The sequence below is a fragment of the Burkholderia lata genome, assembly GCF_902499335.1.
GTDB classification, from domain to species: domain Bacteria; phylum Pseudomonadota; class Gammaproteobacteria; order Burkholderiales; family Burkholderiaceae; genus Burkholderia; species Burkholderia lata_B.
In genome coordinates this window covers 245,538-270,388 of record NZ_CABVQK010000008.1, presented here as the reverse complement: position 1 = coordinate 270,388, position 24,851 = coordinate 245,538, and the positions used below count along the sequence as shown (strand labels likewise).

General features: G+C 66.9%; 17 protein-coding genes. 9 read left to right on the top strand and 8 right to left on the bottom strand.

Translation table 11 applies throughout. From position 1 onward, the window contains the following. Nucleotides 1-54 precede the first annotated feature (54 nt). The 7 genes from BCO18175_RS21355 to BCO18175_RS21325 form a co-directional block, all read right to left on the bottom strand. Nucleotides 55-543, bottom strand: a complete 489-nt coding sequence (locus BCO18175_RS21355; RefSeq protein ID WP_174983780.1) for a Biofilm PGA synthesis auxiliary protein PgaD — start codon at nt 541-543, stop codon at nt 55-57. Next, nucleotides 521-1,792, bottom strand: a complete 1,272-nt coding sequence (gene pgaC, locus BCO18175_RS21350) for a poly-beta-1,6-N-acetyl-D-glucosamine synthase (RefSeq protein WP_174969330.1) — start codon at nt 1,790-1,792, stop codon at nt 521-523. Before pgaC ends, BCO18175_RS21355 begins: the two co-directional genes overlap by 23 nt. Continuing rightward, nucleotides 1,789-3,882, bottom strand: a complete 2,094-nt coding sequence (pgaB, locus tag BCO18175_RS21345) for a poly-beta-1,6-N-acetyl-D-glucosamine N-deacetylase PgaB (RefSeq protein WP_174983778.1) — start codon at nt 3,880-3,882, stop codon at nt 1,789-1,791. Before pgaB ends, pgaC begins: the two co-directional genes overlap by 4 nt. 14 nt (nt 3,883-3,896) lie before the next feature. After that, nucleotides 3,897-6,587, bottom strand: coding sequence for a poly-beta-1,6 N-acetyl-D-glucosamine export porin PgaA (gene pgaA, locus BCO18175_RS21340; protein WP_174983777.1), 2,691 nt, complete (start codon nt 6,585-6,587; stop codon nt 3,897-3,899). A 112-nt stretch (nt 6,588-6,699) separates the two neighbouring features. Next, the gene (locus BCO18175_RS21335; RefSeq protein WP_174983775.1) at nt 6,700-7,485 is read right to left on the bottom strand and encodes a hypothetical protein; all 786 of its coding nucleotides are present in this window, start codon (nt 7,483-7,485) and stop codon (nt 6,700-6,702) included. Nucleotides 7,486-7,547: 62 nt separating this feature from the next. Then, the gene (locus BCO18175_RS21330) at nt 7,548-7,958 is read right to left on the bottom strand and encodes a hypothetical protein (protein ID WP_174983773.1); all 411 of its coding nucleotides are present in this window, start codon (nt 7,956-7,958) and stop codon (nt 7,548-7,550) included. 730 nt (nt 7,959-8,688) lie between these two features. Next, nucleotides 8,689-9,690, bottom strand: a complete 1,002-nt coding sequence (locus tag BCO18175_RS21325) for a LysR substrate-binding domain-containing protein (protein WP_174983771.1) — start codon at nt 9,688-9,690, stop codon at nt 8,689-8,691. 600 nt (nt 9,691-10,290) lie between these two features. Between BCO18175_RS21325 and BCO18175_RS21320 the strand changes: the two genes are divergently transcribed. The 8 genes from BCO18175_RS21320 (at nt 10,291) to BCO18175_RS21285 (ending at nt 22,354) form a co-directional block, all read left to right on the top strand. Further along, complete coding sequence (locus BCO18175_RS21320; RefSeq protein ID WP_164462829.1) at nt 10,291-11,706, top strand: circularly permuted type 2 ATP-grasp protein; 1,416 nt, start codon at nt 10,291-10,293, stop codon at nt 11,704-11,706. A 64-nt stretch (nt 11,707-11,770) separates the two neighbouring features. Then, entirely contained in the window at nt 11,771-12,712 is a 942-nt protein-coding gene (locus BCO18175_RS21315; RefSeq protein ID WP_174983769.1) for an alpha-E domain-containing protein, read from the top strand. An 8-nt stretch (nt 12,713-12,720) separates the two neighbouring features. Beyond that, on the top strand, nt 12,721-13,698 hold the full coding sequence (locus BCO18175_RS21310; protein ID WP_174983767.1) for a transglutaminase family protein: 978 nt from the start codon (nt 12,721-12,723) through the stop codon (nt 13,696-13,698). Between the two features lie 96 nt (nt 13,699-13,794). Beyond that, nucleotides 13,795-17,208, top strand: a complete 3,414-nt coding sequence (locus BCO18175_RS21305; RefSeq protein WP_174983765.1) for a DUF2126 domain-containing protein — start codon at nt 13,795-13,797, stop codon at nt 17,206-17,208. Between the two features lie 214 nt (nt 17,209-17,422). Next, a complete protein-coding gene (locus BCO18175_RS21300) occupies nt 17,423-20,029 on the top strand; it encodes a circularly permuted type 2 ATP-grasp protein (protein ID WP_174984019.1) in 2,607 nt (868 codons plus the stop codon). Beyond that, nucleotides 20,023-21,078, top strand: coding sequence for a transglutaminase family protein (locus BCO18175_RS21295; RefSeq protein ID WP_174983763.1), 1,056 nt, complete (start codon nt 20,023-20,025; stop codon nt 21,076-21,078). The genes BCO18175_RS21300 and BCO18175_RS21295 overlap by 7 nt, the downstream gene beginning before the upstream one ends. Before the next feature lie 45 nt (nt 21,079-21,123). Then, nucleotides 21,124-21,858 (top strand): hypothetical protein, encoded by a 735-nt coding sequence (locus BCO18175_RS21290; RefSeq protein WP_254608141.1) that lies wholly within the window; start codon nt 21,124-21,126, stop codon nt 21,856-21,858. A gap of 223 nt (nt 21,859-22,081) precedes the next feature. Then, nucleotides 22,082-22,354, top strand: a complete 273-nt coding sequence (locus BCO18175_RS21285) for a hypothetical protein (protein WP_174983761.1) — start codon at nt 22,082-22,084, stop codon at nt 22,352-22,354. A 67-nt stretch (nt 22,355-22,421) separates the two neighbouring features. On the opposite strand, the gene pip is transcribed toward BCO18175_RS21285, so the two are convergent. Then, entirely contained in the window at nt 22,422-23,354 is a 933-nt protein-coding gene (gene pip / locus BCO18175_RS21280; RefSeq protein WP_174983759.1) for a prolyl aminopeptidase, read from the bottom strand. 320 nt (nt 23,355-23,674) lie between these two features. On the opposite strand from pip, the gene BCO18175_RS21275 reads away from it, so the two are divergent. Beyond that, nucleotides 23,675-24,826 (top strand): acyltransferase family protein, encoded by a 1,152-nt coding sequence (locus BCO18175_RS21275; protein ID WP_174983757.1) that lies wholly within the window; start codon nt 23,675-23,677, stop codon nt 24,824-24,826. The last annotated feature ends 25 nt before the right edge of the window (nt 24,827-24,851 follow it).

Genomic DNA, 24,851 nt, shown 5'->3' with positions numbered 1-24,851 from the left:
GCGACGCCGCGCGGCACGATGCAGTCCCGTGCGCGGCGGCGCGTCTGCGCTGACCTACTCGCGGGGCTGAGGCCCCGCGTGGGTTACCCATTCGATGCCGGAAATCGAGCCGTTCGCGTCGTGCGACGCGACGAGAATGCGCGTGGTGCGCCGCGCGCCGCGCCGGTGGGCGCCGGCCAGCGCGTTCGCCGGTACCGAGCGCACCTTTGCGCTGGCCGAGCGGCGCAGCATCTTCGACACGCGCAACCGGTGCGCCAGCGGATGCACGACGCGCCCGGCGATCAGCCACGTGACGATGGTGCCGGCGATGATCGCGATGCTGGTCGCGTAGAACACCATCTGTTCGATCGGTATCTCGGCCGGGTTGAACGGCAGCAGGTAGCGGTACGTGTAGATGCAGATCGATGCCCACACGGCGCCCACGAGTGCCGGCCGCAAGAGCCGGAACCAGATGATCAGCACGGACCCGACGATGCGACCGCGCTCGGCGATCATTTCGCGCGGTGCGCGCAGGGAGAGGTCAATAATCGGCGCGTTCTTCATGTTGAATGCCTCGGTCGGGGCTGACCCATACGGCCCGCTTGCCGCGGCCCCGCAGCACGATGGCAGGCAGGGCGACGACGGTGGTGATCATGCTGATCAGCCAGAAGGCGACGGGATACCAGACGGTGTCCAGGAAATACATCAGGAGTTTTTCGTCGTAACGACGGTCGATCATGCTGCCGACGATCAGTTGCAGGATGCAGGTGGCGACCAGCAGCATGCCGTGCCAGTGCGGCACGACCGATACGTGCCAGCTTTGCGGCAGCGGGTACACGACATCGATGAGCGCGAGCAGCAGGATGAACGACATCGAGTAGGCCCACGCGATACCGATCAGGTACTCGGCGAACAGCGGCCACATCATCATCTGCGTCGGCCGCGCAAGCGTGCCCGCGTATTTCATCAGCACCTGGATGCCGCCCTTCGACCAGCGCAACCGCTGCCGGTACAGGCCCTTCAGCGTCTCGGGCATCAGGATCCAGCTCAGCGCGTGCGGCTCGTACACGACGCGCCAGTCGCGACACTGCAGCTTCCAGCTGATGTCGATGTCCTCGGTCAGCATGTCCGAGCTCCAGTAGCCGACGTCGGCGAGCGCGGTCTTGCGGAACATCGTGATCACGCCGGATACCGTGAAGATACGGCCGTACACTTGCTGCGTGCGCTTGATCAGCCCGACGATCGACGAGAATTCGCCGACCTGCATGCGGCCGAGCAGCGACGTGCGCGTGCGAATGCGCGGGTTGCCGGTCACGGCGCCGACGCCCGGATCGGTCAGGAAATGCTCGAGCATCCAGCCGATCGCGTCATGCGCGAGCAGCGCATCGCCGTCGATGCACAGCAGGTATTCCGCATTCGACACGGCCGCCGCGGTCGTGAGCCCGACCGCCTTGCCTTCGTTGCGTGCGTGATGAATCACGAGCAGCCGCGGGATCTCGACGGCCAGCTCGTTGAGGATCTCGCCGGTACGATCCGTGCTGCCGTCGTTGACCGCGATGATGTCGTAGTTCGGATACTGCATCCCGTTCAGGTGACTGATCACGCTGCGCGCGTTGGCCGCTTCATTGAAGCAGGGCACGACGATCGAGATCTTCGGGATGCCGCTCGACGCGATCGTCCGGGTGGACAGCTCGCGGCCTTCCTCGAGCAGGAAGTAGTGCACGACGCCGCCGATCATCCACAGGTACGACATGAAGAACGGGTAGTAGAAGACGAAATCCTGCAGGCGCTGGATGATGCCGTGGGTGGTCATGGTGTCTTCGTCCCCTGTGTTTTCTGCATCTGCATCAGCGCGTTGATCGAGGTCGGGTCGAGGCGCGACTTCAGCGACATCACGTCGCGCATCGCATCGAGTTCCGGCAGGCCGTTCAGGAAGTTGTCCGGGTAGTAGCCGAAATTCACCGCGCCCTCGCTGCGCAGCCGCCGCATCTGCGCGAGCAGCGTGCTGGCGGGCACGTCCTTGTGCGCATGCCAGTCGTACGACTGCAGTTCGAACACGGTGCGCTGCAGCCCGCGCTGCTTCGCACGGACGGCCCGCACGAGCTGGTCCATCCAGCCTTCGGGATCCTTTGCCTGCTCCATGTACGGCATTGCCATCAGCGCGACGTAGTCGTAGGTGGCAAGGAAATCGTCGTAGTTCTGCGCGTACCACGCTTCCGATTCGGGCTTGAGCACCGGCAGCGCGAAGATGTTGCGCGCGGTCAGCACGTCGCCCACGTTCTGGTGGGCCAGCACGACCTGTTCGAGCTGGCGGGTCAGGTCGATCAGGTAGCGCGACTTCTGCCGGGTCCAGCGTTTCATCAGGTCGGGGTTCTCGCGGATCTTGCCGACGTCGGCCGGCAGCCCCCACTGCGAATAGGTGCGCAGCGCGTGGGGGCCCGCATCCTCGTAGTCGTCGAGCACCGCATCGTCGCTGAACAGGATGCCGCTGAACGACGCGTGCTTGCTCAGATCCTCGTAGATCTGCTGGATCATCAGCCGCGCAGCCGGATCGAACGGGCTCAGCCGGAACGTGCGCGTGCCGTTCTCGCGGGCCGGTGTGCCGCCGTAGGCGCTCACGGCGTCGAGCCCGCGCTGCTTGTCGGCCGGCGGCCGGAACGCGAGCACCGGCATCCATGCGTACACCTGCACGTTGGAGCGCGTATTGAGCTGCCACGCGGCGCGCGAGAACAGGTCGGCGCGCATCGGCAGGTGCCGGTTCGGGAAATACACGGATTCGGCCACGCCCGTGCCTTTCGGATCCGCATACGCCTGCAGGTAGACCGATTTCGGCTGCATCCGGTAGATGCGTTCGATCAGCTTGCCGAGATTCGCTTCCTGCCGTGCGGGATCCGGATCGTAGACCTGGTCGAGATCGACCTGCACGATGCGCTCGGGCACGTCGACGTCGCCGCGGTTCGACGCCGGCTCGCGCATCGAGCGCTCGAACCCGCCGATGTCGACGTCGTACATCATCAGGATCCGCCGCAGCCGGTCCAGCGGCACGTCCGGCGTATTCGGGCCGGCGTCGAGGCTGAACTGGATGTCCATGCCGAGCGACGTCGATATCGTGCGCACGGGCTGGTTTTCCGCACCGTATGGCCACACCATCGAGCGTGCGACGATGCCGGTATGTTCGCGGATCTGCCGCACGCATGTCTGCAGGTCGTTGTGCACGCGCGCCTCGAATTCGGCGTCGGTTTCATAGCGCTTCTCGTCTTGAAGGTAGAGGTGCGACGTGGTCGCCGGCAATTCGTTGCCTTGCGGATTCGCGACCGCGCCGTGATGGAGGTTGTGCGTGTGGCAGCCGAGCTCGACGAGCTGCGACTGGCCGACCTTTTTCACCTCGTCCCACGACATGAAGTAGTCGCGCGGCACCTGGACCTTGTCGCTGATGCGGATCGGCGTATCCGGCGGCGTATCGATCCACGCGGTCACGATGCCCATCACGGCCGGATACTTGAACCGCTCGAGCAGCGGCAGCACCTTCGTGTAGTGGCTGCGAAAGCCGTCGTCGAACGTGAGGAGCACCGCACGCGGCGGCAGCGGCTTGCCGCCGTGTCGCGACTCCTCGATCTGCCTGACCGTGATGGTGTGGTAGTTGTTGGTCTGCAGCCACGAGAAGATCGCGGTCAGCGTGCCGGTATCGACCGCGAACGGGTCGACCATCGCCGACGCCGAGGAAAACGACGCCATCAGGTTGTCGCGCACGTCGTGCATGCAGATCACGCGAAACGTCTTGCCGTCGGCCGGGTCGGACGGCGGCAGCAGGTCGATCATCTTGGCGTTCGTCACGCCCGGGAACAACGAACAGGCGGCAAACGTGCAGAGGCATCCGCACATGAAGGTCCGTCTGGTTTGCATTCGCGATCTCCTTGCTAGAACGGCAGGTTGACCGACATGAAGCCGGTTTCGGAGCGCTCGCGCTGGCCGTCGTACGCGTGGCTGCTGACCTCGACGCCATAGGTCAGCGTGATGTCGTGCTTGAACGTCCACGCATGTTCGAGGCGCGCACTCCACAGCGGGCTGGTGCCGAAGCCGCGCTCGTTGTACACGCCGCCGGACACCGATACGCGCTGCTGCAGCCCCATGTCGCCCTTCTTCCACAGCGTCAGCTGGTGCATGACGGTCGCCGCGGCCGCGTAGTCGCGGCCCGGGTTGAAGTAGGGCGCGTCCTGGCGCGTGTTGCTGTCGGTGCCGAGATCCAGCGATACGTTGACGAGCTGGTTGGCGCTCGTGTACACGCGCTGCGTGGCGGTCGCCGCGATCTCCTGGTGCAGGTTCGAATCGCTGTAGCGGCTCACGCCGTAGCTCAGCTTCACCTCGCGACGGTCGTTCTGGCGATACACGACCGAGACGTTCGCGGAGCGGCCCCAGATGTGCGCGGCATACGCCTTCCACGGCAGCGAGTTGTCGTTGGTGTCGAGCGCGCCGCTGACCGTCCAGTAGTCGTTCAGCGCATACGCGATCGACCCGCGGCCGCCGGTTCGGCCGTCCGTGCCGAACGAGCGCGTGACTTCGCCCTGGATCGTGAGCGGCCCGTGCCGGTAGTCGCCGCCGACGCCCGTACGCGTGCGGCTGACGTTGCCGGCGTCGGTCTGCGCATAGCCGAAGAACGTGTGCGAGAACACGCGCCAGTTGTCGCCGAACGGTTGCGAATACACATAGCTGTCCGACGTGAAGCTGTTGTCGGCCAGCGCGCTGTTGCCGTGCTCGTAGCTCAGGTCGGTCGTGAACACGGGGCTGCGGTACGCGTTGTAGTCGCGCTTGAAGCCCCGCACGGCACCGCTGTCCGGGAACGTGTTGTCGAGGGTCTGGTCGACGGTCTTCGCGCTCGCGTAGTCGTCGGCCGTGAGCGACGCGCGGCCGAGGCCCGCGAGCATCTCGACGCTGTCCGGGTGGTCGGTCAGCGACGCGCGATACATCGCGATCGCCTGACGGGGATGCGCCTGGCCGGACACCGCGTCGGCGTGCGCGGCACGGATCTCCGCGTTGAACGGCACCTGCTTCTCGAGTTCCTCGAGCGCGGCGATCCCTTCGTCGACGTGGCCGGTGTAGATCAGGTATTGCGCGCGCAGCCGGTAGTAGCGCAGATAGTCGCTTTCCTCCGGGCCGTAGCTGCTGACCTGTTTGGCCGGCGGCAGCGACGCGCCCATGTCGTCGAGCGCCTGCTTCGCGTCCGCCGCGCGTGCCTGGTCGACGTACGACCAGAACAGCCCTTCGCGCAGTTCGATCGGGCGCGTGCGCGCACCGTACTGGAAGCCGCGGGTCGCGCGGTCCGTCGGCGATGCGGTTGCCTGCTTCAGCGCGCGCTGGTACACGGCGTTGGCCTTGCCTGGTTCGCTCAGGTACAGGTAGGCGTCGCCGACGGCCGACAGCGCGTCGATCGAGATCTCCGCGTTCGACGGAATGGTCTCGAACGTCGCGACGGCCGTCTTCATGTCGCCGCGCGCCGCATAGGCGACCGTGCGGTCGCCTGCGAGCGCCGTCCTGACCGGCGTGTACTCGGGTGTGGGCGGCATCCGCTTGTCGAGATCGTCGGCCGCGCGCAGCGCGCTGTCGATCCCGTCGAAGCGGTCGGCACTCGTCATCGCGCGCGACTTGTCGCGCCCGCCGCGCACCTGCTGGCGAATCGACAGTTCTTCAAGTTGCGCGATGTCGACGGCGGAGAACGCATCGGGCCGTGCCTTCGCTTCGTCGAGCGCCTTGATTGCGCCGCCGCTCGCCGCGAGGCCGAACACATCGTTGCGCACGGTCTCGACGTCGGCGGTACGGAGATTCGGCGCCTGGGGATTCGGTGTTTCGACGTCAGGTCCTTGCGATCGTCGTGTCGGTTCGTCGGGCAGCTGGGCGCCGGGCGTCTGCGAGTTCGGCGCCGGGGACGACGGCGGTGGCGAGCCGGGCATCGGCGGAACGGGCGAGGGCGAGTCCGGCATCGGGGTGCCGGATGCCTGCGCGGTTTGCGTCGGCGCAATCGACGGCGCGGTGGGCGCGGCCTGTGCGATCTTCGGCGGGGTATCCGAAGCCGGTGCGACCGGTGCCGGTGAAGGGGATGCCGACGTGTCGGACATCGTCGAGGCGAGAAGCGTCGGCGCATCGGGCGGCCGGGCGTTCTCGGCCTGCGCAAGCAGCATCGGTGCGTCCGTTGCGTGCGCGACCGGTGCGGGCGTATCCGGCGCTCGCGCGCCCGGCACCGGGTCGCTCGATTGCGGCGCCTCCGGTTCCACCACGACCGTGGTCGGCATGGCCGGCGGCTGCGGGTTCGACGCCTGCGTGATCCGCATCGACGCATCCGACGCCTGCGCGATCGGCGTCGGCGCATGAGAGGGCGGGTCGTCTTCAACTTGGGCAATCTGGATCGACACGACCGTTGGCTGCCTGTCGCGCGGCGCCGCGTCCGGCGTGCCGTTGGTCCCGGCGATTTCGTTGACGCGGCCCGCCTCCGTGTCGCCGTCGGCGGAGAAGCAGGGGCCGGACGCGACGAGCAGCACCACCAGCGGCGCATGCAGGAGGATCCGCCGGTTGGACGGAGCGACGGTCGTGCAGGGTTGTTGACGATTGTTGGCCACGAGGTGTCCTCCTTTCGAAACGATCCCATCGGTTGCACGCCTGACGACGCACGTCGTTGCGCGTTGCGCGTCGCGCGGCCGGGCCACGAGTGCCCGGCGACGCGGACCCGGCTTACAGCCGGTTGCGGATCGCCTGACCGAGCAAGGCACGCGATTCGCTGTTCGTCGGGTCGATCGCGAGCGCCCGGCTCGCGTTGTGCTCCACACAGTTCCATTCGTCGATCACCGCGCAAGAGCGGGCCTTTGCCAGCGCACGCGCGCTTTCCAGTTCGGCGTGCGTGATGCTTGCCGTCTGCATGTGCACGGTGCCGGTGCCATAGCGCCGGGGCTTAGGTGCGAAGTCCATGCGCCTGCTCGTGCCGGCCAGCGTTTCGGTGCGCGGCGCACGATGCGCGGCACCGTGCCGCGTGGCGGCGCGATCGTAGGCCGATATCGCCTGCGTACCGGCCGCGAGCATCACGGGCGGTGCATGCTGCGGCTGCCGGTGTTTCGCGACGGCACGCGGCGCGGCCTCCGGCTCGACCGCGAGCGTGCCGGGCGGCACGGTCGATACTTCGCGGGCAACCGAAGCCGACGCAGCTCGCAGCGGCTGCGCGGGCAGCGTGGCCTGCGCGTTGGTCGAAGCCGGCTCGCGCGCGACGGATGTTCCGGATGCGCCGGTTGCGCGAGAGGCCATGGTCACGATCGTCTTGCGGTACTTCCCGACCGCGGTCCGAATCACGCCGGAGACGTCGTGCGTCACGCTCGCGTGGCCGACCGTCGTGTCCCGTTCGGCATACGCGAAGATGCCGAAGATCGTGGCAAACGCGACGAAGCTGAGTGCTGCGTTCTTTCCCGGGCCCCAGGAGGGTTTCGGCTGGGAGGCGGGTGAGCGGTCCGTTCGTTCTGCAGGAGTCATTCAATGCTCCTCGATTCGATACGCGGTGGCGAATGAAGCGATCCGAGCGGGGGCGGCAGCGTTCACCAGCGCAATTGCGTGGCGAGGTCGCCCGTTTCGACGATCGCGAACTGCATGGCCCCCTGGTAGGTGCCTTCAACCCGGTAGCTCGCATCCGGCACGCTGAACAGGCAGCGCGACCCCGATGCGTTGAACTCGACCAGCACGCGGCCATGCCGGCGCAGGCGCACCTGCACGTTGGAAAGCGGTTGCCCGGTCCGGGCCGACGCGAACGACACACCCAGGTTGTACGGACGGCCGTCGGGGGGGAGCGGTGCGGTACCGTCGATCCGGGCATCGCCGCAGATATACGAAATCACGTAGCGGCCGGTGCCCGGCCCCAGCGCGGGTGCCTGCGCCATGGCATTCATGCAGAGCGCGGAGATGACAACGCACAGGAAAGGGCAAGCATGCTGTCGAAACGAGGAAGACATTGCTACCTCCCGTCCGGAGTCAATGGAAACCCATTAATTCCGAGTCAGATTTGCCAGCGTTCTTTTTGCGACACGCTATTGATACACGACGGTTTTTGAACCAACAACCGCGTGTGGCCTGAAAGGCACGGAGGTGAAATGTCCTATTTAAATAGGATAACGACGGATTTGTCTGGCTTGCTTGCCGCTGAAGAAAGTCGATATTGCCAGATATGAATATTGCTCTTCGGTAGCGATGATCGAGCACGCTTTGAATCATGTCGGAGGTATCGACGTTCGTGCCGAAAAGTAACGACTGATAAAAGGAATTTTTGCGGCTGTGTTCGGTGCGAATCGATGACGGCCGGGATACAGGTCGCACGATTAGAAATGAGGGTGCGACGTTTTTGATATTCGCGATTGCCGCGGATAAATCGAAACTTTTAATTTGTTGTGTAACAGAGTATTTCTGACCGGAAAATCAGATGGAATATCCGGATTGTGAAACGACGAGAGTAAAAATTAGACATCGAAGTGCAAACGTTTGCGATGTCGTTGAATATCGATTGCGGGTCTGGTGCAGTAATTTTCGGGCTTTACGGGGATTGTCGATTGATTGCCGTTGAAAGGGCGGTCGCGTTCGCCACGAGGCGGCGCAACGCGGCTGTAGGAGGGGTATGCGATCGGCGGGCATGACGATCGCGCCGCGACCGCGCTCGTGTCGTGAACCGGCACGACACGAACGCGGAGATCAGCGGCTGCCGCTCGCGCTGCGCCGCGCGATGCGCATCGCCGGCGCGGCCGCGGGTTCGGCCGCACCGACCGCAACACCGTCGACCGCCACGCGCGGCCGGTTCATGATGTACGTCCACAGTTGCTCGGCCGCGAGCCCGCGCTTGCGGGCCGACCGGTACAGGCGGATTTCGAGCTCGGTGATCCAGTCGCCGGAACCCGCGCACACGAGCGTGCCTTCCGCGAGCTCCTTCGCGACGCAGCTTTCCGGCAGCCAGCCGATCCCGTGCCCGGCCACGACCATGCCCTTCAACGCCTCGGACATGTGCGTCTCGAAGCACCGGTGCAGCACGTACGGCTCGGTGGCATTCAGCAGCAGCATCTCGACGATGTTGCCGAGAAACGCCCCCGACGAATACGCGAGCAGCGGCAGCGGTGCGTCGGGCGTGCCCGGCAGCTGGAACACGGGCTTGCCGTGCGCGTCGGGCGTCGACACGGGCAGGATCCGTTCGACGCCGAGGTTGACGAACGGAAAGTGGTTCGGATCGAGCACGATCGGCAACTGCGGATGGTGATAGCCGAGCAGCAGGTCGCATTCACCTTCGACGAGCTGCTGCACGCCTTCCGGCACGTTCACCGCGTTGACGCGCGCGGTCACGTGGCCGACCTCGCCGTTGAGCTGCTTGAGCCATTCGGGAAACAGGGTGAAGACGAGTGTATGGGCGACCGCGAAGCGCACGACCTGGTCGCTGGCCGCGAACTGGTCGTAGCCGTTCACGAGATTGCGCGCCGCATACATGCTGCGCAGGATGTCCGCGGCGAGCCCGCGGAACATCTGGCCGGCCGGCGTCAGCGTGATCGGATTGATGCTGCGGTCCACCAGCTTCGCGTCCATCCAGGATTCGAGTGCGGCTATTCGTCTGCTGAATGCCGACTGCGTGAGGTGCCGGTTACGCGCGGCCCGGGAAAAGCTCTTGGTATCCGCAAGGCTCAGGAAATCTTCCAGCCACTTTGCTTCCATTTCGATCTTCGCTTTTTATAGTCGGGCGCCTGAAAGGCGGCGGCACCGTTTGCTGCACTAATTTTCTAGCGTACCGCGCCTCGCACGCGTCGGCCCGATGTTTTTTTTCGATCGGTGTCAGTCGAAATATGCATGAGCGTTGTCGGCGGGATTACGGCTGCATAGCGTTGAGGTGCCGGACCCGGCTAACCGGACAGTTCATCGCGTCGAACTGCCGGTGCCGCCGCAGACGGTACTTCCCCCAGGGCCGGTTGCGCCGTGTGCGTACCGGCCCGCCTTCCCATCCCGTCGTTCCGGTGGCCCGGTGCCCGGGCAGGCCGTTTTTTGTGCAGTGCAGATTGCACATTCGTGACACGCGGGGGAACTATGTTCAAAAGACGCGGCGCAGCATCGGCCGTGCGCGTTCGCGGCGCACCGCGGTCGCACGTCGCGTCAGGGGTTGCACCGTTGTGGTGCGCAATGCCGCGCGGGCGTGCCTGGCGCGGCGTAAAAACGGGGGGATATCGAGGGGATCGCACAAGGCACGTTCCTTGCGAAGCATTCATTACGCCGGTCCGGCATGCGCAATGCCGGGGAAAACGATCGATGGAGAAAAGATCGATGAAGCCATTCGATGAAATGCTGCAATCCGGCGACATGGTAAGGGCGCCCTACGCGCGCCTGAAGCAGTGGCTCGACACGCAGAATCCCGCGAGCCTCGCCCAGAAAGCCCACGACGCGGAAGGCGTGTTCCGCAAGACGGGCATCACGTTCGCCGTCTACGGCGACGCGGAGGCCGCCGAGCGGCTGATTCCGTTCGACATCGTCCCGCGCATCATTTCGGGTGCCGAATGGAGCCGGCTGTCACTCGGCATCGAGCAGCGCGTGATGGCGCTCAACGCCTTTCTCGACGATATCTATCACCGCCAGGAAATCGTGCGCGCGGGCATCGTGCCGAAGCACCTGATCGCGCACAACGAAGCGTTCGTTCCGGAGATGATCGACTTCCGGCCGCCCGGGAACGTTTACACGCACATCATCGGCGTCGACATCGTGCGCACCGGCGAGAACGAGTTCTACGTGCTGGAGGACAACGCGCGCACGCCGTCCGGCGTGTCGTACATGCTGGAAAACCGCGAGACGATGATGCAGCTCTTCCCGGAGCTGTTCCAGCAGGTGAAGGTGCGCCCGGTCGAGACCTATCCGCAGATGCTGCGCCAATCGCTCGCGGCCGTGTGCCCGCCGGGCGGCAACGCCGACAATCCGACCATCGCCGTGCTGACGCCCGGTATCCACAATTCCGCGTACTACGAACATTCGTTCCTCGCCGACCAGATGGGCGTGCATCTCGTCGAGGGCAGCGACCTGCAGGTGGTCGACGGCCGCGTCGCGATGCGCACGACCGAGGGATTCCGTCCGATCGACGTGCTGTACCGCCGCGTCGACGATGCGTTCCTCGACCCGCTCACGTTCCGCCCCGATTCGGTGCTCGGCGTCGCGGGGATCATGGACGTCTATCGCGCGGGCAACATCACGATCGCGAACGCGCCCGGCACGGGCATCGCCGACGACAAGGCGATCTACTCGTACATGCCGGAGATCGTCGAGTTCTACACGGGCCGCAAAGCGCTGCTGGAGAACGTGCCGACCTGGCGCTGCGGCGAGGCCGACAGCCTGAAGTACGTGCTCGAGCATCTCGACGAACTGGTCGTGAAGGAAGTGCACGGCTCGGGCGGCTACGGGATGCTGGTCGGGCCGTGCGCGTCGAAGGCCGAGCTCGAGGCGTTTTCCGCGAAACTGCGCGCGCGCCCCGCGAACTACATCGCGCAGCCGACGCTCGCGCTGTCCACGACGCCGATCCTGACCGAAGCCGGCCTCGCGCCGCGCCACGTCGACCTGCGGCCGTTCGTGCTGGTGTCGGACCGGATCCGCATCACGCCGGGCGGGCTCACGCGCGTCGCGCTGAAGGAGGGATCGCTCGTCGTCAACTCGAGCCAGGGCGGCGGCACCAAGGACACCTGGGTGCTGGCCGACTGAGCCGGACGCGACCGCGCGCCCCGCGACCGGGGTGCCAACCGAACGAAGACGGAGTGGACACGAGATGCTTCTGGGACGTACTGCAAGCGGTCTCTACTGGATGTACCGCTATATCGAGCGCGCGGAGAACATCGCGCGCATCGTCGATGCCGGGCTGCGGATGGCGCTCACGCGCACGTCCGACGCGCCGGCCGAATGGTCGTCGGTGCTCGTCAGCTCGGGCACGGACGACGGCTACCGGCAGAAATACGACGCGTATGCGGCCGATACCGTGACCGACTACCTGCTGCGCGACCGTGACAACCCGTCGAGCGTGCTGGCGTGCATCGAGGCCGCGCGCTCGAATGCGCGGATGGTGCGCACGGCGCTCACGCGCGAAGCGTGGGAGAGCGTGAACGGCGCGTGGCTCGCGCTGCGCCGCGCGCTCGCGCAGCCGGTGCCGGAGAGCGAACTGCCGGCCGTGCTCGACCAGGTGAAGCGCGAAACCGCGCTGATCCTCGGCAGCTTCTACAGCACGATGCTGCGCAACGAGATCTTCGATTTCGCGCAGATCGGCGCGTTCGTCGAGCGCGCGGACAACACCGCGCGGATCATCGACGTGAAATACCACCTGCTGCTGCCGTCGGTGTCGCACGTCGGCACGATCCTCGACAACTACCAGTGGGAGACGATCCTGCGCTGCGTGGCCGCGCACCGTTCGTACCGCTGGGTGTACGACGTGCAGTACAAGCCGATGAACATCGCCGACTACCTGATCCTGAACGGCCGCATGCCGCGTTCGCTGCGCTATTGCTACGGGCGCGTCGTGTCGAGCCTGAACCTGCTCGCGAAGGATTACGGTGTGACACACCCGTGTCACGACACGGCCACGAAGATCCTGCAAATGCTGTCCGATACCTCGGTCGAGCGGATCTTCAAGAGCGGCCTGCACGAGTTCCTGACCGACTTCATCGGCCGCAACAACAGCCTCGGGCTCGAAATCGCCCAGGCCTACAACTTCGACTGAGACTTGCCATGCGACTCGCCATCCGACACATCTCGCGTTATCAGTTCGACGATCAAGCCACCCATGCGCTGCAACGGCTGCGGTTGCGCCCGCAGTCGGGCCCCGGGCAGACGGTGCGCGCGTGGCAGGTCACGATCGACGGCGTCGAGCCGACGCTGTCTTATTCCGACGGGCTTGGCAACCGGATCGACCTCGTGCGGCACGACCGCGGCGCGAAGGCCGAGATCGTCGTCATCGCGGCCGGCGTCGTCGAAACGCAGGACCGCTCGGGCATTATCGGTAATCCTGAAGGCTACGCGCCGCCGTGGATCTTCGAGCGCGAAACCGCGCTCACGAAGGCGGGCGACACCGTGCGTGCGCTCACCGAAGCGCTGCCGATCGAGCCGCACAGCCTCGACGCGCTGCACTGGCTGATGACGGAAGTGCACGATCGCATCGCGTATGCGCCGAACCTGGCCGCCGACGCGCCGGTCGATGCGGAGACCGCGCTGCAAAGCGGCGAGGGCACGAGCCGCGACCATGCGCATGCGTTCATCGCGGCCGCGCGCGTGCTGAAGATTCCCGCGCGCTATATCTCGGGCTACGTGCTGGCGGACAGCGCGATGCAGCGCATCGCCGACGCAAAGCAGAACGCGGGCGACGTCGAGGAGGAAGAGGCGCTTGCGCTGCAGAGCGGCGAGGGCATGCAGCAGGTGCTCGGCGCGTCGCATGCCGCGCAGTCGCAGGGGCTGCCGCAGCCGGCGCTCGGCGCGCAGCCGCAAGCGGCCGGGCTGATGCAGCAGCCGGCCGGCCATGCATGGGCCGAAGCCTATGTCGAAGGGCTCGGCTGGGTCGGGTTCGATCCGTTCATGAACCGCTGCCCGGACGAGCGCTACGTGCGCATCGCGGTCGGCCTCGACTATCGCGACGCGCAGCCGGTGACGGGGCTCGGCGCGACGGCCGTCGGCGTCGAGATCAGCGTCGTGCAGACGCCGGAACTCGTCTGACCCGACGCACGCTTTCGCCGAATCCGCCAGGCCGGGCCGCCGCGTCGCATCGAGCGCGACGCGGCGCGCGGCCGGCCCAACCCGAACCGAGCTCCCATGTCCATCCACGTCGCGCTGCATCACACCACCCGCTATCGGTACGACCGGCTCGTCAACCTCGGCCCGCAGGTCGTTCGCCTGCGTCCCGCGCCGCACTGCCGGACGCCGATCCTCGCGTATTCGATGACGGTCGAGCCCGCGCAGCACTTCATCAACTGGCAGCAGGACCCGTTCTCGAACTATCTCGCGCGGCTCGTGTTCCCGGAGCGCACCGAGCACTTCGAGATCACGATCGATCTCGTCGCCGAGATGTCGGTGTACAACCCGTTCGACTTCTTCCTCGAAGCCAGCGCGGAGCAATATCCGTTCAGCTATGACGACGCGCTGAAGACCGAACTCGCGCCGTATCTCGCGTGCGACCCGCAGACGAGCGCGGCGCCGCTGTTCCGCGCGTATGTCGACGGCGTCGACCGCACGCCGGCCGGCACTGTGAACTTCCTCGTTGCGCTGAACCAGCAGCTGCAGCACGACATCGGCTATCTCGTGCGGATGGAGCCGGGCGTGCAGACGCCCGTGCAGACGCTCGAACTCGCGTCGGGCTCGTGCCGCGACAGCGCATGGCTGCTCGTGCAGCTGTGCCGCCACCTCGGCATTGCCGCGCGTTTCGTGTCGGGCTACCTGATCCAGCTCACGCCCGACGTGAAGTCGCTCGACGGCCCGAGCGGCACGTCGGTCGACTTCACCGACCTGCATGCGTGGTGCGAGGTCTACCTGCCCGGCGCCGGCTGGATCGGCTTCGACCCGACATCGGGCCTGCTCGCCGGCGAAGGCCACATTCCGCTGGCCTGCACGCCGCAGCCGACGAGCGCCGCGCCGGTCGAGGGGCTGATCGACGAGTGCGAGGTGTCGTTCGAGCACGAGATGAGCGTGACGCGCGTGTACGAATCGCCGCGCGTGACGAAGCCGTATACGGAATCGCAATGGGACAGCGTGCTGGCGCTGGGCACGCAGGTCGACGGCGCGCTCGCGGCCGGCGACGTGCGGCTCACGCAGGGCGGTGAGCCGACCTTCGTGTCGATCGACGATCGCGACGGCGCCGAGTGGAACACCGACGCGCTCGGCCCGACCAAGCGCGGCTACGCGACCGAGCTCGTGCAGCGGCTGCGCGCCGAATACGGCGATGGCGGCTTCCTGCATTTCGGGCAGGGCAAGTGGTATCCGGGCGAGCAACTGCCGCGCTGGGCGCTGTCGATCTTCTGGCGTGCGGACGGCCAGCCGGTGTGGCACGATCCGTCGCTGTTCGCCGACGAGCGCGAACCGTCCGCCTATACGACCGACGACGCGAAGCGTTTCATCGACGCGCTCGCCGCGCGGCTGAACCTGACCGGCGAATTCATCCGGCCCGGCTACGAGGATGTCTGGTACTACCTGTGGCGCGAACGCCGGCTGCCGGTCAACGTGGACCCGTTCGACTCTCGCCTCGACGATGAACTCGAACGCGCGCGGCTGCGCAAGGTGTTCGAGCAGCAGCTCGACAGCGTGGTCGGCTACGTGCTGCCGGTCAAGCGTGCCGATGAAGCGCCAGGCCTCGACGGTCCGCGCTGGGAAACCGGCCCGTGGTTCTTCCGCGACGAGCGGATGTACCTCGTGCCCGGCGATTCGCCGATGGGCTATCGGCTGCCGCTCGATTCGCTGCCGTGGGCCAGCCGCGCCGACCATCCGTACCTGGTCGAACGCGATCCGTTCGCGCCGCGCGACGCGCTGCCGGCAGCGGCCGCCATTCGTGCGCGCTATGCGGGCCCGGCCGATGCGCCGCGCTACCTGTCCGGCGTGCATCGCGAGGCGTCCGCGCAGACCGTGATGCAGTGGCGCAACGACGGCACGGCCGCGAACGGCCGACCTGCCACGCGCGACTCGAGTCGTCAGCCCGAGCGCTTCGAATCGGCCGCGTGGATCACGCGCACCGCGCTGTGCGTTGAAGTGCGCAACGGCATCCTGTACCTGTTCATGCCGCCGCTCGCCGCGCTCGAGGATTATCTGGAGTTGCTCGGTGCAATCGAGCTGACCGCACATTCGCTCGGCGTGAAGCTCGTGCTCGAAGGCTATCCGCCGCCGCGCGACGCGCGGCTGAAGCTGCTGCAGGTGACGCCCGACCCCGGCGTGATCGAGGTGAACATCCATCCAGCCAGGAGCTTCGACGAACTGGTCGATCACACCGAATTCCTGTACGACGCCGCGTGGCAGTCGCGGCTGTGCAGCGAGAAGTTCATGGTCGACGGCCGTCACGTCGGCACGGGCGGCGGCAACCACTTCGTGCTCGGCGGCGCGACGCCGGCCGACAGCCCGTTCCTGCGCCGCCCGGACCTGCTTGCGAGCCTGATCGCGTACTGGCACAACCATCCGTCGCTGTCGTACCTGTTCTCCGGGCTCTTCATCGGGCCGACGAGCCAGGCGCCACGCGTCGACGAGGCGCGCAACGATCAGCTCTACGAACTCGACATCGCGTTCGCGGAGATCCAGCGCAACAAGCTGCTGTTCGGGCAGGACATGCCGCCGTGGCTCGTCGACCGCGTGCTGCGCAACCTGCTGATCGACGTGACCGGCAACACGCACCGCAGCGAGTTCTGCATCGACAAGCTGTATTCGCCCGACTCGTCGACCGGCCGGCTCGGCCTGCTCGAACTGCGCGCGTTCGAAATGCCGCCGCATGCGCGGATGAGCATCGTGCAGCAATTGCTGCTGCGCGCGCTGGTCGCCCGTTTCTGGGCCGCGCCATACACCACGCCGCTTACGCGCTGGGGCACCGCGCTGCATGACCGCTTCATGCTGCCCGAGTTTCTTCAGATGGATTTCGGCGATGTGCTGACCGAACTGCGCGATGCCGGCTTTGCGTTCGATCCGGCGTGGTTCGCGCCGCACTTCGAATTCCGCTTCCCGCTGTTCGGGCAGATTGCGGTGAACGGGATGCAACTGTCGCTGCGCGGCGCGCTGGAACCGTGGCACGTGATGGGCGAGGAGGGCGCGCCCGGCGGCAACGTGCGCTACGTCGATTCGTCGGTCGAACGGCTCGAGGTACGCGTGACGGGGCTGAACGACAACCGGCACGTCGTGACGGTCAACGGCCGCGCGCTGCCGCTGCAGCCGACCGGCACTGTCGGCGAATACATCGCGGGCGTGCGCTACAAGGCGTGGTCGCCGCCGTCGGCGCTGCATCCGACCCTCGGCGTGCACGCGCCGCTTACGTTCGACATCGTCGATACGTGGCTGCAGCGTTCGCTCGGCGGCTGCCGCTATCACGTCGCGCATCCGGGCGGACGCAACTACGCGACGTTCCCGGTCAATGCATACGAAGCCGAGAGCCGCCGGCTCGCGCGCTTCGTCGAGATGGGGCATACGCCGGGGCGGATGGATGTCGCGGCTGCCGCGCCGAGCCGCGAATTCCCGTTCACGCTCGACCTGCGGCGGCCGTGACCGGACGATGACAGGACGGACGACAATGCGCGGTTCGCGATACCCGGCGGTTCCGGTCGCTGGCGGCCCTGCCGGAATGCTAGGATGCGGGCAGATTGCGGCCGCGCGCCGCGGCCCGCCGCCCGGTGGGCGGCGCGCGTGCGCGGCCGCGCCCTGACGACGGAACGACACCGTGCCGCCCATTGACACCGATCATCTCGCCGCCCCCGACGCGATGCCCACGCTTTTTGATACCGGCGCGCAGCCCGATGCCGCCGAACTGGCCGCCGCGCTCTCGGCGCCGGCCGCCGCCGGCCGCTACGACGAACTGCGCGGCAGCGCGGCGGGCCTGAACGCGCCTGCGCTCGCACCCGCGTGGCGCAGCTTCTTCACGTCGATCGGCAGCGACGGCGTGGCCGACCTCGATCGCCGCGCCGACGCGCTGCACCGGCGCATGCGCGAGAACGGCCTGTTCTATCAACTGCACGAGCAGCGCGCCGGCGACGGCGCGGCCGGCCCGTGGTCGCTCGACCTGCTGCCGCTGATCGTCACGCCCGAGGACTGGGTCGCGATCGAGCGCGGCGTGCTGCAGCGCGTGCGGCTGCTCAACGCGACGCTGGCCGACCTGTACGGGCCGCAGACGATTCTCGAGCGCGGGCTGCTGCCGCCCGCGCTCGTCACCGGGCATCCCGGCTACCTGCGCGCGATGCGCGGCGCGCGCGTGCCGGGCGATACCTGGCTGCACGTCGTCGCGTTCGATCTCGCGCGCGGCCCGGACGGGCAGTGGCGGATCGTCGCGCAGCACACGCAGGGCGCGGCCGGCCTCGGCTACCTCCTCGAAAACCGGCTGATCGTGTCGCGGCTCTTTCCGCGCGGGTTTCGCGGGCTGCGCGTGCAGCGGCTCGCATCCGCATACCGCGCGCTGCTGCAGAGCATGCAGGCGCTCAGCCCGGCCCGCAAGAATTCGCGGATCGTGTTGCTCACACCGGGGCCGCACAGCGCGACGTATTTCGAGCACGCGTATCTCGCGCGCTACCTCGGCCTCACGCTCGTCGAAGGCGGCGACCTGACCGCGCGCGATAACCGCGTCTTCCTGAAGACGCTGGCCGGGCTCGAACCCGTGCACGGCATCCTGCGGCGCGTCGACGATGCGTGGCTCGATCCGCTCGAACTGCGGCCCGATTCGATGCTCGGCGTGCCGGGGCTGCTGCAGGCCGTGCGCGCGGGCAACGTGCTGCTCGCGAACGCGCCGGGCTCGAGCTTCCTCGAATCGCCGGCGATGCTCGGTTTCATGCCGCGTCTCGCGGAAGGGCTGCTCGGCGAAACGCTGACGCTGCCGGCCGTGCATTCATGGTGGTGCGGTGAGGCGGCCGCGTGCGACGACGCGATGCCGCATCTCGCGCGCAGCATCGTGAAGGCATCCTATCCACCCGACGTGCAGGTCGGCGGCCCGTTCGAGCCGGTGATCGGCGCGCGGCTTACGCAGGCGCAGCTGGCCGAGTGGCGCGCGCGGATCCTCGCGCGGCCCGAACACTACACGGTGCAGGCCGACCTGCCGCTGTCGCAGGCGCCGACCTGGCCGCGCCACGACGCGCCCGACAGCAATGGCGGCGCGCGCATCGTGCCGAAGCCGGTGCTGCTGCGCGTCTTCGCGCTCGCCGACGGCGCGCAGCGCTGGCGGCTCCTGCCGGGCGGGCTGTCGCGGGTCGGCACGCGCGACACGCTGTTCAACGCGCCGATGCCGCGCGGCGGCAGCACCGTCGATACATGGGTGATGACCGAAGGCATCGTCGATTCGACGACGCTGCTGCAGACGCACCTCGGCCCCGACGACCTCGTCGAACGCCCGCGCGCGATCGCGAGCCGCGCGGCCGAGAACCTGTTCTGGCTCGGTCGCTACACCGAGCGCGCGACCAACCTGATGCGCCTCGCGCGTGCGGCGCTCGAACGGCTGCGCGGCGAGGACGATGTCGACAGCCCCGCGCACCTGGAACTGCTCGACACGCTGTGCCGCGACACGGGCCTGATCGCGGCCGATGCACCGAACGCCGTCGATGCGCCGCGTGCGTTCCAGCACACGCTCGCAACGTCGCTGACGCGCGGCGCGGATCGCACGTCGGGCATCGCGTCGTGCCTGTTCGGGATGCGCGGCGCGGCCGCCGCGATCCGCGAACGGCTGTCGAGCGATCAGTGGCGGCTGATCGACGACGCGACCCAGCTGTTCGCGGACAGCGCGGGCCTGCCGGAAGCCGAGGAGCAGATCGGCAACGAGGCGCTGCAGTTGCTGGAGCGCCTCGGCCTGCTGCTCGGCGCGATCACGGGCGCGCAGACCGACAACATGACGCGCGACGACGGCTGGCGGCTGTTGTCGATCGGCCGGCAGATCGACCGGCTGGATTTCCTGTGCAGCGTGCTGAAGGCTGCGTTCGACGAGGGCGCGGTGCACCGGCAGGATGGCTTCGAGCTCGTGCTGGAACTGTTCGACAGTACGATCACGTTCCGTTCGCGGTTCCAGCGCGGCTTCGACGTCGCGCCGCTGCTGTCGCTCGTCGTGCTCGATACCGACAACCCGCGCTCGCTCGGCTGGGTCGTGCAGGCGCTGCGCGGCCGACTGACGAAGGTCGAGCGCAGTGAAGGCTATGCGCTGTCCGAGCTGGCCGAGACGATTCCCGACGTCCCCACGTGGTCGCTGCATGAGCTGTGCGAGACCGCCGACGGCGGCCGGCACGACAAGCTGCTCGATGCGCTCGACACGACGGTGAAGGCGGTCTGGGAATTGTCGAACCGGATCGGCGAGCGCTATTTCAGCCACGTGCGCGAGGCGGGCAGGACGTTATGGTGACGACGAAAGGCGCGGCGAAAGCGCCACCCGGTTCCGGCAATGCGCGGAACGCATCGGCACCGGCATCGGCGCCGGCCGCACCGGCCGCTGTTGCGCCCGGCCGGTTGCTGCGCGTCACGCACGACACCGAATACCGTTACGCGGCGCGCGTCGAATCGGCGCAGCACCAGGCACGCCTGCAGCCGCTCGTCACGCCGCGCCAGCAGGTGCTGTCGTTCGCGCTCGACATCGATCCCGCGCCGGAATCGGTCGGTACCGAGATCGATGCATTCGGCAACGCGCGCGCGTCGTTTGCATTGAACCAGCCGCACGACGCGCTGCTCGTGCGCAGCCGCAGCACGGTACGCGTGACGCCGCCCGTGTGGTCGCGCGGTGCGCGCGGCGAGCCGCCGCCCGCCATCGCGAAACCCGACGCGAAACAGGCGACTGCGTGGGAAGCCGTGCGCGACCGCTTGCGGTTCCGCGCGGGGCAGCCCTACGACGCGGCGAGCGAATTCGTGTTCACGTCGCCGCATGTCGCGTGCGATCCCGAACTCGCCGCGTATGCGGCCGCGAGCTTCACGCCGCAACGGCCGCTCGTGCAGGCCGCGTGGGATCTGATGCGGCGCGTGCATGCCGATTTTGCGTATACGCCGAACAGCACCGACATCACGACGTCGGCGCTCGATGCGTTGCGGTTGCGCAAGGGCGTGTGCCAGGATTTCGCGCACGTGATGATCGGCGCACTGCGCTCGCTCGGGCTGGCCGCGCGTTACGTGAGCGGCTACCTGCTCACGCAGCCGCCGCCCGGGCAGCCGCGGCTGATCGGCGCCGATGCATCGCATGCGTGGGTCGAGGTGTACGACCCGGCGTGGCCCGAGGACAACGGCTGGCTGCAGCTCGATCCGACCAACGATCGCGCGCCGGGCGACGACTACGTGATGCTGTCGATCGGCCGCGACTATGCGGACGTGACGCCGCTGCGCGGCGTGATTCGCGGCGGTGGCGCGGATCAGGAGCTGAAGGTCGGTGTGACGGTGGAGCCGCTGGAGTCGGAAAGGAGCGTGTAAGGCGTTGTGTGGGTTTTGTTATCATGCTCGATTCAAAAAAAGGGCATGAATAAAATGCGTATTGTTTCCGGGGTGTTGGGTTGCGTCAGCCTACTGTTCATTGTCGTGGCCATGATCGGTTTGATCTGGCCGTCCTTCTTCAGAAACAAGACGGGCGCAGTGCCAAAGCGCGCGTCACTGTTCTTCGGCGGCATATTGGCGGCGATATTGACGGTGATCGTGGCCGCTCTAGTCCACCCGGGGCAGGACGACGCGGGCAAGGCCGCCGGCCACCATGCAGATGATGTCGCCGTCGACGCAGCGTCGAGCCCGGGCACCGCAGCCGCACCGCGCCTGTCGCTTGACCTGACACCGCAGCAGTTTCGCAGCAACTACAATCGCCGGGTTTCCGCGGCGGGCGGCAAGGACGCGCTCGCGGAAATCGAACTCGTTCACGATACCGTTTATGACGGTTTTCAGCAGTCGGTCGGCCGCAACCTCACGTTGGCCGGTGTCGTCAACAAGTCCGACGGAACGCTTCGCGAACTCGTGATCCACATCGGCGTTGATGAGCCGGGGGTGATGCTGAAGTCCGTCGCTACCCTTGTCACGATCGCGGCAGCGGTCAATCCGGCCGCTACTGCGGAACATGACGATACGAAAACCGTCGTGAACGTGATCCAGCTCGCCATGGAAGGTCGCAAGGAATCCAAAATGATCGAGCGTAGCGTCGGAAAGCTGCGTTACTCCGCGGTCTCGAACGATACCGACGGCCTGCTGTTCTCGATCAGCCCGCGGTAGGCTCACGCCGCATCGGCGTAATCGGTTAACCGTGCATCAAAGGTCGACGGCGGACAAGCGAGAGGTTTCGCTGCCGCCGTCGGCGCCTTAAGTCTTCATTAATACTGTACGCCTAGCATGGTGTTGTCGGCGAACGGTTTGGACCCCGTCCGTCCTTTCGGCGGCACGCGCGAGCGTACCGACGTCACGGCACCGCGCCATTTCTCTGCAACGGCGGCAGATCATGATCAAAAATTTCGACTACACGCTTGGCAGCGAGACGATTGCACTCTGCGCGAGCTTCGGCGCGGGGCCGGCATTCCGCCGCGTGCTTGTGAGCCGCGCGGATTCGATGGAGACGCTGGTGGTGCTCGACGCGCGCGGGCTGTCGGGCTTGCTGAAAGTGGCGACGGAAGAACCGGAGGGGCTGCTCGACGATGCGATCCGCAAGGTCGGTGACGAACAGCTCGTCGAGCGGGCGATCAGCGGCAGGACGATCGTCGAAACCGCGCTCTGATCGGGCGGCGCGTGCGCGTGCCGGCAGGCACGGCAGCACGCGCCGCGTTGTGTTGCGTTTGTGCGGACTACGCGGCGAACCGGTCCGTTGCCGCGATCAGCGCTTCCAGGATCCCCGGCTCGTTGTACGCATGCCCGGCGCCGGGCACGATCTCGAACGTCGCATCCGGCCATGCCTTGGACAACTCCCACGCAGTGCGTGCAGGCGTCGCGATGTCATAGCGACCCTGCACGATCACGCCCGGGATGCCGGCGAGGCGATGCGCGTCGCGCAGCAGCTGGCCTTCCTCGACGAAGCCCTTGTTCACGAAGTAGTGATTCTCGATCCGCGCGAACGCGAGTGCGTAGTGACCGTCCGCGAAGTACGCGGCGAGTTTGGGGTCGGGCAGCAGCGTGATCGTGCGGCCTTCCCAGATGCTCCATGCGCGCGCGGCCTCGAGCTTCGCGGCTTCGTCGTTGCCGGTCAGCCGGCGATGGTAGGCGGCCATCAGGTCGCCGCGCTCGGCTTCCGGAATCGGTGCGACGAAGGCTTCCCACAGGTCGGGGAACAGCCACGACGCGCCTTCCTGGTAGTACCACAGCAGTTCCGCGCGACGCATCGTGAAGATGCCGCGCACGACCAGTGCGCTCACGCGCTCGGGGTGCGTTTCCGCGTACGCGATCGACAGCGCGCTGCCCCACGAGCCGCCAAACACGAGCCACTTTTCCGCGCCGACCATCTCGCGCAGGCGCTCGATGTCGGCGACCAGATGCCAGGTCGTGTTGTTCTCGAGGCTTGCATGCGGCGTCGAGCGCCCGCAGCCGCGCTGGTCGAACAGCAGGATGTCGTAGCGCTCGGGATCGAACAGGCGGCGATGGTCGGGGCTGCAGCCGGCACCGGGGCCGCCGTGCAGGAACACGGCGGGCTTGCCGGCCGGGTTGCCGCAGCGCTCCCAGTAGATGCGATGGCCGTCGCCGGTGTCGAGGTGGCCGTGGGCGTAGGGTTCGATCGGTGGGTACACAGGCAGGCTCCGGGTAAGGGTCGGCAGGAGGCGGACGAGGCGCGGGCCGGTGTGCGGGCGGGGGACTACGGATATTGCGCCGCCGCAAAAATCGTTGTGTTGGCATCGGACCGGCCGCCGCCGGACAAGGCTTGTCATTATGCCCATTCGCCACGCCGGACGTCGGCTCGTTGCGGCGTGCGCGACCGCCGGTGCCGGCCCGGTGATTTTTGAAGCAATTTCATTCCGATATTTTTCATACAAAATCCCGGCGGCATATCGGTGTGCCGAAGCGGGGCGCCGGTCTGCTGCCCATCCACCGTGCCAACGGAAACCAGCCGATGAACCATCGCGTCACGCAGTTGACCGGGTTGCGCGCCGTCGCGGTCGCGATGGTTGTGGTCGGACACGCGGAGCACGTGCTGCCCGGCGGCTATACGGGCTGGTACGCGCCGTTGCGGCTGATCGCCGACGGCCGGCTCGGCGTGCTGATCTTCTTCGTCCTCAGCGGCTTCCTGATCACCAACGTGTTGCGCGCCGAGTTCGCGCGCACGGGCGGCATCGCGCTGACGTCGTTCTACGTGCGCCGCGCGTTGCGGATCTGGCCGGCCTGTTACGTGTATCTCGCGGCGGTCGCGATCGTGGCCTTCACCGGCTGGTTCGACGTCGACCGCCGGCAGTGGCTGTATGCGGCGCTTCACCTGTGGAATTACTCGGCGTGGTTCGGGCTGACCGGCGACAACACGCTGCATCCGGACGGCGCGTGGTATCTCGGCCATTTCTGGTCGCTCGCGCTCGAGGAACAGTTCTACTGGTTCTGGCCGCTGCTGTTCGTGTACGGGATGCGCCGCGGCGGTACGCGCTGGCTGGCTGCGTTGATCCTGATCGTGCCGCTGGTGCGCGCTGTTACGTATTTCGCTGCGCCCGCGCTGCGCGGGCAACTCGGGATGATGCTGCACACGGGCGTCGATTCGATCCTGATCGGATGCTATGCGTCGCTCAACCGCGAACGGCTCGAAGCGTGGATTCGGACGTGGCGTGGCGAGGCGCAGATCGTGACGGCGATCATCGTTGTCGTGCTGATCGGCATGCCGCTCGCCGAACACCGGCTCGGCGGGTTCTGGAATGCGACGTACGGCGTGACGGTCGAAGCCGCGCTGATCGCGATCGTGATCGTCGTGCTGAATTTCCGTAACGAGTTCTGGTGTGCGCGATGGTTGCGTGCTCGGCCGGTCGTGTTCGTCGGCACGATCTCGTTCAGTCTTTATCTTTGGCAGCAGCCGTTTGCTAATCCGGATTTACAGGTTCCGCATGCGTTTCCGCTTGGAATCGTGTGGGCGCTGATGGCCGCGACGGCTAGCTACTTTCTCGTCGAGAAGCCGTTCCTGCGGCTGAAGGATCGCTATACGGCGCGCGAGGCGCGACGTGTGCGTGACGACGCGCGGCGGATACCGACGTCGGGTGAGGCGATCGGGGCGAAGGTGGCAGAGTAGACGGGTGGGGTGGTGCCCCGCCTCG

What these genes read in the sequence shown, in the direction of transcription:
- BCO18175_RS21290 (WP_254608141.1), top strand. Translation starts at nt 21,124, where the DNA reads ATGAATAAAATGCGTATTGTTTCCGGGGTGTTGGGTTGCGTCAGCCTA.
- BCO18175_RS21320 (WP_164462829.1), top strand. Translation starts at nt 10,291, where the DNA reads ATGAAGCCATTCGATGAAATGCTGCAATCCGGCGACATGGTAAGGGCG.
- pgaB (WP_174983778.1), bottom strand. Translation starts at nt 3,882, where the DNA reads ATGCAAACCAGACGGACCTTCATGTGCGGATGCCTCTGCACGTTTGCC.
- pgaC (WP_174969330.1), bottom strand. Translation starts at nt 1,792, where the DNA reads ATGACCACCCACGGCATCATCCAGCGCCTGCAGGATTTCGTCTTCTAC.
- BCO18175_RS21300 (WP_174984019.1), top strand. Translation starts at nt 17,423, where the DNA reads ATGCCCACGCTTTTTGATACCGGCGCGCAGCCCGATGCCGCCGAACTG.
- BCO18175_RS21335 (WP_174983775.1), bottom strand. Translation starts at nt 7,485, where the DNA reads ATGACTCCTGCAGAACGAACGGACCGCTCACCCGCCTCCCAGCCGAAA.
- BCO18175_RS21310 (WP_174983767.1), top strand. Translation starts at nt 12,721, where the DNA reads ATGCGACTCGCCATCCGACACATCTCGCGTTATCAGTTCGACGATCAA.
- BCO18175_RS21355 (WP_174983780.1), bottom strand. Translation starts at nt 543, where the DNA reads ATGAAGAACGCGCCGATTATTGACCTCTCCCTGCGCGCACCGCGCGAA.
- BCO18175_RS21275 (WP_174983757.1), top strand. Translation starts at nt 23,675, where the DNA reads ATGAACCATCGCGTCACGCAGTTGACCGGGTTGCGCGCCGTCGCGGTC.
- BCO18175_RS21295 (WP_174983763.1), top strand. Translation starts at nt 20,023, where the DNA reads ATGGTGACGACGAAAGGCGCGGCGAAAGCGCCACCCGGTTCCGGCAAT.
- BCO18175_RS21305 (WP_174983765.1), top strand. Translation starts at nt 13,795, where the DNA reads ATGTCCATCCACGTCGCGCTGCATCACACCACCCGCTATCGGTACGAC.
- BCO18175_RS21285 (WP_174983761.1), top strand. Translation starts at nt 22,082, where the DNA reads ATGATCAAAAATTTCGACTACACGCTTGGCAGCGAGACGATTGCACTC.
- BCO18175_RS21330 (WP_174983773.1), bottom strand. Translation starts at nt 7,958, where the DNA reads ATGTCTTCCTCGTTTCGACAGCATGCTTGCCCTTTCCTGTGCGTTGTC.
- BCO18175_RS21315 (WP_174983769.1), top strand. Translation starts at nt 11,771, where the DNA reads ATGCTTCTGGGACGTACTGCAAGCGGTCTCTACTGGATGTACCGCTAT.
- BCO18175_RS21325 (WP_174983771.1), bottom strand. Translation starts at nt 9,690, where the DNA reads ATGGAAGCAAAGTGGCTGGAAGATTTCCTGAGCCTTGCGGATACCAAG.